This is a genomic window from Neptunicella plasticusilytica, assembly GCF_047922965.1.
Classification (GTDB): domain Bacteria; phylum Pseudomonadota; class Gammaproteobacteria; order Enterobacterales; family Alteromonadaceae; genus Neptunicella; species Neptunicella plasticusilytica.
Map to the genome: position 1 here is coordinate 3,928,745 of NZ_CP150481.1, position 12,074 is coordinate 3,940,818.

Genomic DNA, 12,074 nt, shown 5'->3' on the forward strand with positions numbered 1-12,074 from the left:
AGGGCAACCAAATCACCTTACCGAGCCTCAAATATGTCCGCGATTTATATTGGTTTAATGTCCGGTACCAGCATGGACGGCATTGATGCCGCACTGGTGGACTTTGCAGATCCTGCCCAGCCACAATTGCTTGATTTTACTACGTTGCAATACGACGACGCATTGCTGCAAGAATTACATCTCCTTAATCGCCCCGACGAAGATGAAGTACACCTCGCAGGAGCGGCCAATCGTAAAGTCGGTAATGCCTTTGCTGCCGCTGCCAATCAATTGCTCGCTAACAACAAGCTGGATGCCAGACAGGTAGTCGCTATTGGCTCTCATGGTCAAACCGTTCGTCATACGCCGGACGGTGAGTTTGGCTTCAGTTTACAAATCGGTGATGCACACAGCATAGCGGTGCAAACCGGCATCGATGTAATTGCCGATTTCAGGAATAAAGATATTGCCTTGGGTGGTCAGGGAGCGCCGCTAGTGCCGGCATTTCATCGTGCAGTTTTCAGCCACACGAGCATTGATCGTGCGGTGGTGAATATCGGCGGCATTGCCAATATTTCCTATTTGCCTGCCAATAAAAGCAGCCCGGTATTAGGTTTTGATACCGGGCCGGGGAATACCTTGATGGACGGCTGGTGCCGCAAACATCTCAATCAGCCCTATGACAAAGATGGCGCATGGGGTGCCGGGGGCCAAGCTGATCCGCAATTGCTCAGAAGCCTGTTATCGCATCCTTATTTTAAAGAAGCCGCGCCCAAAAGCACTGGTCGGGATGCCTTTCATCTCGACTGGCTGGAACAGCAACTTGCCGTACAGCCGAAAAAACTGGATCCGCAAGATGTGCAAGCTACGTTGTTACAACTCACGGCGCAGAATATTGCCGATGGATTGGCAGAGTTGCCGGTGGCGGAAGTCTATATTTGTGGCGGCGGAGCCCGCAACCTAGCACTGATGGCAGCACTGGCAAATGTATTACCGCAATGCAAAATACATACGACCGAAGAATTGGGCGTCGATCCCGATGCAGTAGAAGGTATCGCCTTTGCGTGGCTGGCTTATGCGCATAAAAATGGCATTAGCGGCAATATCCCCGAAGTCACTGGCGCATCGCGAGCAGCGATACTCGGCGCTTGTTATCCCGCCGCATAACCTCAAAAAAAGGATAACAATACGATGAAGCCCGCACCGCGCACACTGGATAACACCGACATCGAAATTTTATCCTGGTTGTTTAGGGATGCGCGGATCAGCAATAAAGATTTAGCCCAGCATATCGGTATGTCCCCCTCATCCTGCCTGGAAAGAGTTAAACGGTTGCAAACAGACGGGATTATTGAAGGCAGCAGTTTAATGCTGAATTTTAGTGCGCTGGGCGGTCACCTGCAGGCCATGGTATCGGTTAGATTATCCAATCATAACCGCCAAACAGTTGATCAATTCCAACAGGATGTTTTGCAACAACCTGAAGTCATTGGTTTATTTCATATGGGTGGTGAAGATGACTTTCTGGTTCATATTACGGTTTCTGATACTACCCACTTGCGCGACTTTGTGCTTGACGCCATTACCGCCAGAGCGGAAGTCAATCATGTTGAAACTGCCTTGGTTTACGACTATCAGGTAAGTCGGCGCTTACCTTCTTTTTAATCACAAATTATCAGCGCGGGTTTCGAGCTTCGACCTACAAATGGTTTATCCCTATAATCGACAAAAAATTACAGGGTTAACAAAGACAGTTTTTCCAGACAACCTACCCAGCCATCCTGATGATCATTGCACACTTGCTGGTTGGGAAACTCGCTATGAGTTAATTCCAGCTGCGAAGTATTGTCGTTCACTGCGCCGAAAAGCAGCTCCACCTTGCTTACATCTTCACTGCCTAACCATTGCCAGCTAAACACCAGTTTTTTGTTAGTTTCAATTTGCAGGTACTCACCCATCACAATATTTTGTTCACCTGTGGGTTCTTGCATGACGATGCGAAATTTGCCGCCTTCAGCAAAATTACTCATTGCCTGGGCAACTAGCATCTCACCCGGAGCAAACCACTGCAACAACAGCTCGGGTTTATACCATGCTTCATACAGTGCACTTACGGGCGCATTGAATTTTACGCTTAACCGGGTTTGGTACATAAGACCTCGTTCAATAAATTGGATATCTGTCTATCTCGAGCTTAATCAAAATGCAGATGATGACTAAATAGCTGAGCTATTTTATCGGTATATTGTTGCTCTTTGATAGAAAATATTACCAATTCCTGATGAGCAGAGAGTAATTTTGCTAAAAACGCTCGATCAAGCTTTGTTGACGAATAGCGGTCATGGCTGTCATTAACTGAAGTGCGCTTACCAAACAAGGCATCGGCTTCATCAAAAAACAGGATCCAGTGGCGACTTTGCGCTTCGCTGAATAACCGGGCCAGATTTTTTTCAGTTTCACCAATATAATGCTCAACCCACTGTGGACAAGTAACAAAACAAACCGGCTGGTCGGTTCTATCTGCCAATAGTGTGGCGGCATAATACGCCGTTATGTCGGCCCGGCCCGACATCAATACACTCACATGGCGTTTTTTAGCGGTGAGTATGCTGATATCTTTTAGCTGAGCGCGGCTTTCTTCAGTTAAATCCGGTTCCTGACGCAGCTCAATCACATGGGTAAGCAGCTGGGTTCCGGCCATGTGACCTGGATGACTGTCGGTAAAGTGTTGTCTGAAAAACGCCATTGCCATGATTACCTCCCGGAACGTTCTCCTCTTTTACCTCATAGCTTAGAGCATGCAGACCATTGATGTATGTTATTTATCCAATCAGGCCAGTTCCGTTGATGCAGAACGGGATTCAAGCAAGCTTTCCATCTTTGCGGTTGAGGCATAATGCTGCTGAGCGACCTGCATGCTGACCTGCATATACATTTCATCTATTTCCTGTGCTTGCATAAAACCATCACTAAAACCGGGGCGTACCGGATCAATATGCATTCTGGCGCTGTTAATCAAATGGGCGATCAGTTCTTTAACGTTCTCGGTACCCATAGCAATACGCATGGTGGTTAGGTGAATACCCGCTGCCTGCTGGGCGGTCATGTCCAGTTCGGAGTGTGAGGTGAGTGCCGGGCACAGGATAATAGTATTGTTTTGACCAATTGACACCTGATGGCTAAAACCCGGTTCCAGCGCGTCAAAAAAACGTACAAAAGTGTCGCGATCCAGTCCAGCATTTTCCATATCAACAGTAAACAGTGCGCAAGGCCAGCCGTGGCGCAATTGCGTTTGGCGCAACGGCGCATTTTTATGCGCTGCCAGAGCATGACAGTTCACCTTGAAATCGGGATGGGCAGCCAGAAAGCGGCTGAAAATCTGGGTGTTGATCACTTTGCTGATCACCCTCTGTTCCAGCGTCTTCATACCGGTTAATACATCAAAGGCTTTCTCCGAGTCCAGAAAGGCGCCCTTGATATAATACACATCCCAAAACATCGTCTTCGACCAGTTCAAACCATTGACTTCATCACCTTTGGCCTGAAACATCCGGTAAGCTTCACCGATCACCACACCGGCCGTTGTGGCGCCACTGCCGCAGATGTCCTTGGTATAGCTGTGTACCACATAATCAGGCCGTTCGGTTTTATCATTCCGCTGTAAAGATTGTTGCAGAACTGGCGTTGCCAGCGTGGCATCAAGCATCACCAGATAGCCGTGTTGATGTGCCAGTTTACTGATACCGGCAACATCGAGTACGTAACCGTGTGGATTGCAGGGAGACTCGATATAAACGTGACAAGCTGCACCGCTATCCAGTTTATCCCGATGTCGATGCTGCACCTCGGACTGGAACGCAGCGAACTCTTCAGCGCTATAGCCATCAAACCACTCCAGCTGAATATTCATTTTGTCGGTTCGGGCAAAATAATCCTGTAACAGCTGGAAAACGCCGCCATAAACGTTACGTGACACAATCAGCACATCACCATGAGACAAGACGTTAGATAACAAGCCATCAATCGCGGCCATACCCGAATTAAAGTTCCAGGCCATATAGTCGGCAGCATATTGTCCAGCCTCCAGATCGACTATGGCATTAGCCAAAGAGATACTGGTGGGGTTCAGTAACCTTGAGTAAATCTGGTGAGTAAATTCTTTACCCTGAAAGGCATCATCAATCCATTCGGTGCAGGCATACACATAAGTAGCGGTACGAACAATAACCGGATTAGCCGAAAACAGCGCCGTAACATTGTCAAATAACGGATAATGCCCTTTAACCAGATGAGAGCCATTTTGTTTATGCAGACTTTGATGGGTGGCCCGAAACGGATTTTGTAGCGTATCGAGAATTTTCGCCAACTGAAAGGACAGGAATTTTTTAGCGTTGAAATAGGCGATACGATCCTGCTTGTCCAGGCCTGCCAGTGTTTCGTTGGTAATTTTCCATAGCTGATGTACATCCACATGGGTCTGATAAAGATGCAACGCAGCGTGAAATAACGCATCGCCGTAATCGGAGTGAATATCAATACCAAAATGCTGCAGTTGTTCTTTGGCTAATGATTCAATAGTTAACGCGCGAGTGGAGTTACGTTTGGGGGAAAGTATTTTTGCCTGAGCCAATTTAGCGGAGTTCATGTCAGTTATCTTTTTATAATTCAATATAAGACATTAATAACCGAATTATATTTTTATAAAAAGCAATTAATTAGAATTATATTTCAAATAAGCGCAAAGTTAACTTTACTTAACTTCAGTCCGGGATAAGCAACCGGCATACGAAGTGGTGCGACAATTTGCCACACCGGATGCTGCTTTTTATGCTTGAACACTAGCAGCTTATGGGCTTCAATATCGGCCATGCGTGCAAATCTGTTTCTATCCTTTTCTCCCGCCAATTCCCTGTTTCCCCAATTAGTCGGGTTACGGGTGATCTATGCATTGATCGCGCTTGTTAGTGGCTATCTAGCCGGTTTAACTGGCCTATACTGGCTTATCTGGGGCTTATACCTGCTACTGAATCCCACTACCTACAGCGCACGGCAACGCCTGGTAGCCTTGCCTGCGCTGGCATTATTGTTAATTATTGATGTATTGGCATTAAGCTACTTTATTTACGCCAACAACGGGGTGTTATCCGGCTGGGTATCAGCGCTATTATTACCGGCGGTAATAGGTTCGCTATCACTTTCTCGCCTGCTGGCGTGGATGACTACTGCGGTAGCGATGCTATGTTATGCGCTGCTGACTTTTATCTATTTGTTGCCCGCCCCCCAACCTCATTTGCACCTTCATTCGAATAATATGAATGAGCATATGCTCGGCATGTTGGTCACATTCTGGGTATCGGCCTTTTTGATCACCGCTTTTATTACCGCTCAAGCAAGAATATTGCGTAAACAACATCAGCATATTGTCCAACAGCAACAACGCCAGCTAAGAGATGAACAGATTATGGCGGTTGCTACCCTGACAGCCAACGCCGCCCACCATATCGCCACACCGCTGGCTAGCGCACAAATGCTGGTCGAGGAATTGGATGAATTGCCCGTCGAACAACGACCCTATCATCAGCAATTATTGGCGAAACAACTGCTGCGCTGCCAACAGGCGTTGGACAAGGTCATTCAGCAAGGTAAAAACTTTGACCCGCAGAAAAGTCAGACGCGCCAGGTTGGACAATGGCTAAACGAACTGTGTGATAACTGGTGGCTGACCCACAACGAAGTGAAGCTTGAGCGCCAGATTGATAACGCACTCGAGCACTGCAATATCGAATACAAAGACAGCCTCAATTTAGCCATTGCCAATATACTGGATAATGCCGCCAGGGCCTGTATTGATAACCAGCAAGCTCGTATCAGCCTGATAGCCGGATTAGATCAACAGCAATTATTGATAGAGATTATTGACAATGGTGATGGCATTGAAGATGAATTAATTGAGCAACTGGGTCGTTCATTTGTAATCGGACAGGGTTATGGCATCGGACTAGCGTTAGCCAATGCCAGTATTGAACAAGCCGGCGGCTCGGTCTTTATCCGTAATTTAAGCGATGGCGTTAGCACCCAAGTCAGAGTGCCATTGATCAAATCGGACAACACACAATGATCGCGGTAGTCGACGATGATGAAGTCTATGCCAGTGCTTTAGTGCGCAGACTGCAACGTCATAATTTGTCGGCCTGCTATTTTACCGCACCGCAGCAATTGCTATCCAACCAACAAACCTACAGCCATCTATTACTGGATTTGAATTTGGGGAATGATTCAATCCTGAGTTATCTGCAATCAATTCGGCAACATCATCCTGACGCCAAAATCTGGGTCGTGACCGGCTACGCCAGTATCGCCACCACAGTGAATGCCATCAAAGCAGGCGCGGACGACTATCTGACCAAGCCGCTGGATTTTAATGCACTGCTGGCCCGGTTGGGCGAGCAACAGATAGATACTGCCGAACTGAGTCCATTATCTTCCGCACAGCTGGAGTGGGAACACATCCAGCGAGTACTGCAGGAAAACAACGGCAATATTTCTGCCGCTGCCCGAGTGTTGAATATGCACCGCCGTACACTACAACGCAAACTACAGAAAAAACCGCTTTGGTGATACATCCCGCCCCATTCAGGACTAGTAGCGCAAGTCAATACTGACAACCAGACCTGGCTCAGCATCGCCAAGCGACATATTACCGCCATGCAAAGCGACTATCGCTTTGACAATAGACAATCCCAGCCCGAACCCGGCATCATGGCGGCTACTTTCGATACGATATAAACGTTGAAATACCTTATCCCGTAAGGCCTGTGGAATACCGGGTCCATTGTCGGAGATCCGGATTTCGCAGCCAGTCCCTGTACCCGTCAGGCGCAACTCAATCTGTCCCTGCTCAGGGGTATATTTAATAGCGTTGTCGACTAAATTAAAAATGGCACGAAACAGTAGATTAGGTTCCCCTTTAACAATAAAGGCCGAAGATAGCCTGACCGGTTTGTTCAGCCAGTTTAACTGCTGGTTCTTTTGCTCCGCCAACGGCGAAGCCAGCTCTATGACATCCTGACATAGTGTCACCAAATCCACTTGGATCATATTACTCGACTGGACGCCTTTCTCAATTCTTGCCAATTCGAGCATGGCATTAAAGGTCGCAATCACCTTGTTCAAGTCATCCAGTAGCTGCTGTTTCCACAGCTCATCTTCACTGCCCGGAGCCGCGTCATTCAAACTTTGTTCGATAGCGATGTGAATACGTGACAAGGGAGTACGTAAATCATGGGCGATGTTATCCGTTACCTGAGCCACCGAATCTATCAGGTTATCAATCTCGTCCAGCATCTGATTAATTTGTCCTGCAATGGTATCGAACTCATCATGCCGATGGCTAAGGGGTAATCGGGTTTTAAGATGCCCGTCTTTGACCTCTTCAATAAACCTGCCCATCTGATTTACCCTGTATAACACCCTACGGTTAAACAAAAAGCCGGTTATCAGGGTGACTAACAGAGTCAATAACAACGCCCACACGCTGGCCGTACGGAATTCAGTTTCACGCGCCTGATAATTATCATCAAACATGCCAACAAGTATGCGTCCAAACCGGGTCTGCATCTGGCCACCCAGTGCCACCATGACGGATGTTTGTCCCAGATGATCGACTACCGCAACAGGAAAATGCGCCAATTCGGGAAAGCCGGGTAAATTATCCGGTATCGTAGCAAGATTACCGACAATTCGGTCGGGCGTATCCAGTGCCAAAACCACAGACGCACTTTTATCCACCCGCTGCTGCAACGTTTTACTAAATGCTGTCGCGTCAATACCCTCGGTTCGGGCAAGGTCCAAAATACCTTGGGCGGTGATAACAACCTGGCGGTTGAGTTGCTGTTTCTGTTCACCAATAGTAAAACGATAAACCAATGCCAGTATGCCAATACAAATACATAATACGATCGCGGTAAAGGTCAGTGTAAAACGCCAAATGGAGGTTCTGAACGAGCGCCTAAGACGTTCTAACCACATACCCGGCTCCCCGTACCGTAAAGATCAACTGCGTCTGCTCATTTTCTTCGAGCTTCTTGCGCAATTTGGCAATATGGACATCAATAACATTGGTCTTGGGATCAAAGTGATAATCCCATACCGTTTCAAATAACATTGTTCTGGAAATGACTTGCCCCTGATGTTCCAGCAAATATCGCAACAATTGGAATTCTTTTGGCTGTAACTTGATCTCGCGACCTGCTCGCGTCACTTTATGGCCAACCAGATCCATCTCCAGATCATCTATCGCTAGCCGGGTTACTGGCCCTTGAGCGGGATCCGAAAGTTGCTGCTGCCGATGAACCAGAATAGTGGCTCGAACATACAGCTCCTGAAAAGAAAATGGCTTGGTGAGATAATCGTCGCCCCCGGCCTTCAGTCCTTTGATTCGCTCGTCTACATGACCCAGCGCACTCAAGATTATAACCGCGGTACGGATGTTGGCAGCACGCAGCGCTGCAAGCAACGCCAACCCATCCATTTTGGGTAACATCCGATCCAGGATGATAATATCGTATTCTTCGCTGGTAGCCAGAAACAGGCCGTCAGGCCCGTTATCTGCGGTATCAACAACAGCACCACTTTCCTGGAAGCCTTTTTGGATATAACTTCGGGTTGTTGCGTCATCTTCTATTACAAGTAGTTTCATGCAGCGCTTATCGTTGGTATACAGGAATGACAGAACGGGTTTTGGCGTCAACCAGTATTTCCTGTTCACCTTGCGGGCCGTCGGTTTCTATCTCAAAATACACAACACCCTGTTTGTATTCCAGTTCGATATCCACCACAAGCGCACCTTCAGACGGGTCGACCAGTTCTATCGCTGTCAGCATCGAATACTGCAGTGCCTGTAATTTCTTTACTGCTGTCACGCTATCATCTTCAATAAACCAGGAATACAGGTTTTCCTGCTCTTCCTTGACGACCGTACCATTTTGCGCCGAGATCACGATCTTGCGTTTAACATCAGCATCCAGATCAATCAGTTTGATTTCATGGTAATAATCGTCGTCATCATCATCCAGTTCGTAGTCATAGATGACTCCGGGATAACGCTGTTGTACTTGCTGGATACTGCTGATAGCGTTTACGCCGGATTCATTCATCACTTTCCGTGCAATCGCCAGTTCTTTGTTATCCATACCAGCCCAGCTTAACTGACAGGTTAACAACACCGTCAACATTAATACGACACGTCTAGAACAATACTTCATTATCAATTCCTCTGGTTAGAATATGAAGCCAGTCTAATGTTGACCAGATAAAACCTTGATGTGCAAAACATTAATTTTTGTTAATCCCCGTTAACAATAGCCAGTAATTGCGAATAAACTCCGGCTGTTGCGGCAATAACCGGACTGCCGTTAATGAGATAATTGTCCTGGCTGAGGCAATCGTATGCCTGTCCTCCGGCTTCCTGAACCAGCAGTATACCTGCGGCACAGTCCCAAATATTCATATGAGGTTCAAAATAACCGATTAAACGCCCCGCTGCCACATAAGCCAAGCTTAATGCACCGCTACCACTGCGGTGGAACATCCCTTGAGCCAGCATCAGGCGCTGCAAGGGTTCTAATGTTGCTGCAGGTGCCACCCGGTTTGAGTAACCGATACTGACAAGCCCTTCGGCCACAGTGTTGACGTCAGCAACCTTCATTTGGCGACCATTTAATGTGGCACCATCACCCGCTGTTGCGGCAAACATCTCATCTGCACATGGGTCATAAATAACCCCCAGCACAACCTGGTCGTCAAGAATATAGGCGATGGAAATACACCAACTGCGTATACCGTTGATAAAGGGCTGGGTACCATCAATAGGATCAACCACCCAGATTCCGGCATCAGCTTTAGCCACATAAGCATCGGCACTCTCCTCGCCAAAAAAATCGTCCTGTGGATATTGTCTGGCAATCGCCGCTCTAATCAGGTCCTCGGTATTCACATCAGCTTCGGTTGCCATGTCCTGAACACCCTTACTGACTACCGTCAAACTGCTTAAATCATTAAAATATCCGTGAGCCAGTTTGCCTGCCGCCCTGGCGGTATCGCAAGCAAATGCCAGTCTTTGTCTAATATCGTCCATATTTTTACCTTGTTAAATTTGTCATTACTGCATAAAAATGGGTCTGTCGCATTGGCGGTTGAGAACAAAATGCTTGGTCGCTGCCGGAGTGTTGATGATGGCTTCAACCTCCGCAATATCGGCAAAGTTATTCAACAATACCACCGACGCCTGTTTCAATCTGTTGTCTGCGCCGCACTCAATACGATACTTGGCAATCCAACGCTGATTGTGTGTGCCAATGTCGGCAGGAAACGATTTGCACTCGACGGCAGCGGACGCCTCAATAACTTGGCTGATATCAGTTAGCGCCTCGCGGGATGCGGCAATTTGTGGTATATCGAGTTGCGCCACCAGTTCACCCGATTCGCTATAGTCGATATTCACCTTTGTCACAATATCCTCATGCTGTGAGTGGATACTTCTGTGTCCGTCGCACCAGGGATTGTTTTGTTCACTGCCGCAAGCTGCCAACAACACAGTCAACATCAATATCAATAGCAATTTTGTGTTTCTCATGATCGCCACGCCCTACTAGTCAGCTGCCCTGACTTTCCATAATGCGGAAGCCAGAACAATAGATAATACCGATGCCCCAATCCAGAAAATGATCGGTTTGTCATAGTTATAAAAATACACCTGAAACTGTTGTTCGGGTGAAGGAAACGAAAATACAATCTGACTGCTATAAATAAGCTTGCCACTGATATAGTCTTGCAAGCCGGCCCCCAGATAGCTAAAGATACCTATGAAGCCCATTGCCGCGCCCGCCACTTTTTTCGGTGCAATATCAATCGCAAACAGCCCCCCAAGCGATGCCAGGATGCCGCTTAGTCCAAAACCGTAGACTACCAGCGCCACACCAAGTAACAGGGAATTTTGCGGCCCATAGAAAATCACCAGTAAGGGCAATAATTCCAGCAACCCGAAAATTAAATTTGCAGGTGGACGGCGAGCGTTAAAGAACTTGTCAGAGACCAGACCATACACCAGACAACCCAGAATTCCGGCTACTGTATTGAAAAAGATAAACAGGTTCGCATCGAACAAATCGAAGCCCCGGATCTCTTGCAAATAGACGTTTCCCCAACTATTGATCGCATAACGGGTGATATACATACTGGAGCTGGCAATGGCCAATATCCAGATAGACGGAATAGTCAGTACTCTTAGCTGTGTTTTCCATACCGATTCTGATGCTGCTTCCGGTATGATCCGGCCATGATCTGACTTCCAGTCTGCCACGGAAGGCAATCCCATGGTTTTCGGCCGGTCCGGCAAGTAGCGCCATACCACATACGCAGCAAACACGCAGATAATTGCGGGTGTCCATAGCCCCCACTGCCAGTCAAGTCCCAAACCTTTGGGCGCAGCCGCAATTAACCAGGCAATCCCCAGATAAGTCAGGCCTTCACCAATCGAATGGGCAGTACTCCAGATCCCGTAATAGCGCCCCCGTTCGTGATTGGTATACCAATGCGCTAGTGATACCACACTGGATGGCGCACCAAATCCCTGAAACCAGCCATTCAATCCCCACAGCAATGCCGATATCCACGCCAAACTGGAAAAACTCATCCCCAGATTAGCCATCGCCGATAAAAATAACCCCGCCGCGAAGAAACGTCCTACGTGTGCATGGTCGGCCAAAAAGCCGTTGGTAAACTTGCCCAGTGCATAGCCGTACAATAGTGTTGAACCAATAATACCCAACTCTTCAGGCGTAAAAACTCCCGCATCCATTAATGGTTTTTTGACAACATTAAAAGCAAGGCGACACACATAGCCCAGCCCATAGCATACTGTAATGATGACAATGACGTTGCGGCGGTGGTGTTGAAACTGCTGATTGATATATGCCTGATCAGAACTGACCGGCTGATCGTTGCGGGTAGCAAAATAACCGATTATTTTTCCGAATATCGATTCATGCACACAATAGGTCAAGAACCGTTGTATCGTACCCATCATAAAACTACCT

The 12,074-nt window shown here is 47.5% G+C and carries 14 protein-coding genes; 4 read left to right on the top strand and 10 right to left on the bottom strand.

Annotation, left to right across the window (positions count from 1 at the left end; translation table 11 throughout):
• Nucleotides 1–33: 33 nt before the first annotated feature.
• Together V1467_RS17665 and V1467_RS17670 are read left to right on the top strand one after the other, a co-directional pair.
• Complete coding sequence (locus V1467_RS17665) at nucleotides 34–1,146, top strand: anhydro-N-acetylmuramic acid kinase (protein ID WP_416306296.1); 1,113 nt, start codon at nucleotides 34–36, stop codon at nucleotides 1,144–1,146.
• A 24-nt stretch (nucleotides 1,147–1,170) separates the two neighbouring features.
• A complete protein-coding gene (locus V1467_RS17670; protein WP_416306297.1) occupies nucleotides 1,171–1,644 on the top strand; it encodes an Lrp/AsnC family transcriptional regulator in 474 nt (157 codons plus the stop codon).
• Between the two features lie 68 nt (nucleotides 1,645–1,712).
• On the opposite strand, the gene V1467_RS17675 is transcribed toward V1467_RS17670, so the two are convergent.
• From V1467_RS17675 to V1467_RS17690, 4 genes are all read right to left on the bottom strand, one after another.
• Nucleotides 1,713–2,132 (bottom strand): SRPBCC family protein, encoded by a 420-nt coding sequence (locus V1467_RS17675; protein ID WP_416306298.1) that lies wholly within the window; start codon nucleotides 2,130–2,132, stop codon nucleotides 1,713–1,715.
• A 41-nt stretch (nucleotides 2,133–2,173) separates the two neighbouring features.
• On the bottom strand, nucleotides 2,174–2,731 hold the full coding sequence (locus V1467_RS17680) for an AAA family ATPase (RefSeq protein WP_416306299.1): 558 nt from the start codon (nucleotides 2,729–2,731) through the stop codon (nucleotides 2,174–2,176).
• Nucleotides 2,732–2,809: 78 nt separating this feature from the next.
• Nucleotides 2,810–4,624, bottom strand: coding sequence for a trans-sulfuration enzyme family protein (locus V1467_RS17685; RefSeq protein WP_416306300.1), 1,815 nt, complete (start codon nucleotides 4,622–4,624; stop codon nucleotides 2,810–2,812).
• A gap of 83 nt (nucleotides 4,625–4,707) precedes the next feature.
• Nucleotides 4,708–4,848 carry a hypothetical protein gene (locus V1467_RS17690; RefSeq protein ID WP_416306301.1) on the bottom strand — a complete coding sequence of 47 codons (141 nt, stop codon included), beginning with the start codon at nucleotides 4,846–4,848 and terminating at the stop codon, nucleotides 4,708–4,710.
• On the opposite strand from V1467_RS17690, the gene V1467_RS17695 reads away from it, so the two are divergent.
• Both V1467_RS17695 and V1467_RS17700 read left to right on the top strand, forming a co-directional pair.
• Complete coding sequence (locus tag V1467_RS17695; RefSeq protein ID WP_416306302.1) at nucleotides 4,847–6,097, top strand: sensor histidine kinase; 1,251 nt, start codon at nucleotides 4,847–4,849, stop codon at nucleotides 6,095–6,097. The genes V1467_RS17690 and V1467_RS17695 overlap by 2 nt on opposite strands.
• Nucleotides 6,094–6,597, top strand: coding sequence for a response regulator transcription factor (locus V1467_RS17700; RefSeq protein ID WP_416306303.1), 504 nt, complete (start codon nucleotides 6,094–6,096; stop codon nucleotides 6,595–6,597). Before V1467_RS17695 ends, V1467_RS17700 begins: the two co-directional genes overlap by 4 nt.
• A 21-nt stretch (nucleotides 6,598–6,618) precedes the next feature.
• Here V1467_RS17700 and V1467_RS17705 read toward each other — a convergent pair whose 3' ends face one another.
• The 6 genes from V1467_RS17705 to V1467_RS17730 all read right to left on the bottom strand — a co-directional run bounded on the left by V1467_RS17705 (nucleotide 6,619) and on the right by V1467_RS17730 (nucleotide 12,064).
• Nucleotides 6,619–8,007 (bottom strand): ATP-binding protein, encoded by a 1,389-nt coding sequence (locus V1467_RS17705; RefSeq protein WP_416306304.1) that lies wholly within the window; start codon nucleotides 8,005–8,007, stop codon nucleotides 6,619–6,621.
• Entirely contained in the window at nucleotides 7,988–8,677 is a 690-nt protein-coding gene (locus V1467_RS17710) for a winged helix-turn-helix domain-containing protein (RefSeq protein ID WP_416306305.1), read from the bottom strand. The genes V1467_RS17705 and V1467_RS17710 overlap by 20 nt, the downstream gene beginning before the upstream one ends.
• A gap of 7 nt (nucleotides 8,678–8,684) precedes the next feature.
• Nucleotides 8,685–9,242, bottom strand: a complete 558-nt coding sequence (locus V1467_RS17715) for a PepSY domain-containing protein (protein ID WP_416306306.1) — start codon at nucleotides 9,240–9,242, stop codon at nucleotides 8,685–8,687.
• An 80-nt stretch (nucleotides 9,243–9,322) separates the two neighbouring features.
• On the bottom strand, nucleotides 9,323–10,114 hold the full coding sequence (locus tag V1467_RS17720) for an inositol monophosphatase family protein (RefSeq protein WP_416306307.1): 792 nt from the start codon (nucleotides 10,112–10,114) through the stop codon (nucleotides 9,323–9,325).
• 24 nt (nucleotides 10,115–10,138) lie between these two features.
• The gene (locus V1467_RS17725; RefSeq protein ID WP_416306308.1) at nucleotides 10,139–10,612 is read right to left on the bottom strand and encodes a hypothetical protein; all 474 of its coding nucleotides are present in this window, start codon (nucleotides 10,610–10,612) and stop codon (nucleotides 10,139–10,141) included.
• A 15-nt stretch (nucleotides 10,613–10,627) separates the two neighbouring features.
• Complete coding sequence (locus V1467_RS17730; RefSeq protein WP_416306309.1) at nucleotides 10,628–12,064, bottom strand: MFS transporter; 1,437 nt, start codon at nucleotides 12,062–12,064, stop codon at nucleotides 10,628–10,630.
• Nucleotides 12,065–12,074: the final 10 nt, after the last annotated feature.

What these genes read in the sequence shown, in the direction of transcription:
- V1467_RS17665 (WP_416306296.1), top strand. Translation starts at nt 34, where the DNA reads ATGTCCGCGATTTATATTGGTTTAATGTCCGGTACCAGCATGGACGGC.
- V1467_RS17670 (WP_416306297.1), top strand. Translation starts at nt 1,171, where the DNA reads ATGAAGCCCGCACCGCGCACACTGGATAACACCGACATCGAAATTTTA.
- V1467_RS17675 (WP_416306298.1), bottom strand. Translation starts at nt 2,132, where the DNA reads ATGTACCAAACCCGGTTAAGCGTAAAATTCAATGCGCCCGTAAGTGCA.
- V1467_RS17680 (WP_416306299.1), bottom strand. Translation starts at nt 2,731, where the DNA reads ATGGCAATGGCGTTTTTCAGACAACACTTTACCGACAGTCATCCAGGT.
- V1467_RS17685 (WP_416306300.1), bottom strand. Translation starts at nt 4,624, where the DNA reads ATGAACTCCGCTAAATTGGCTCAGGCAAAAATACTTTCCCCCAAACGT.
- V1467_RS17695 (WP_416306302.1), top strand. Translation starts at nt 4,847, where the DNA reads ATGCGTGCAAATCTGTTTCTATCCTTTTCTCCCGCCAATTCCCTGTTT.
- V1467_RS17690 (WP_416306301.1), bottom strand. Translation starts at nt 4,848, where the DNA reads ATGGCCGATATTGAAGCCCATAAGCTGCTAGTGTTCAAGCATAAAAAG.
- V1467_RS17700 (WP_416306303.1), top strand. Translation starts at nt 6,094, where the DNA reads ATGATCGCGGTAGTCGACGATGATGAAGTCTATGCCAGTGCTTTAGTG.
- V1467_RS17705 (WP_416306304.1), bottom strand. Translation starts at nt 8,007, where the DNA reads ATGTGGTTAGAACGTCTTAGGCGCTCGTTCAGAACCTCCATTTGGCGT.
- V1467_RS17710 (WP_416306305.1), bottom strand. Translation starts at nt 8,677, where the DNA reads ATGAAACTACTTGTAATAGAAGATGACGCAACAACCCGAAGTTATATC.
- V1467_RS17715 (WP_416306306.1), bottom strand. Translation starts at nt 9,242, where the DNA reads ATGAAGTATTGTTCTAGACGTGTCGTATTAATGTTGACGGTGTTGTTA.
- V1467_RS17720 (WP_416306307.1), bottom strand. Translation starts at nt 10,114, where the DNA reads ATGGACGATATTAGACAAAGACTGGCATTTGCTTGCGATACCGCCAGG.
- V1467_RS17725 (WP_416306308.1), bottom strand. Translation starts at nt 10,612, where the DNA reads ATGAGAAACACAAAATTGCTATTGATATTGATGTTGACTGTGTTGTTG.
- V1467_RS17730 (WP_416306309.1), bottom strand. Translation starts at nt 12,064, where the DNA reads ATGATGGGTACGATACAACGGTTCTTGACCTATTGTGTGCATGAATCG.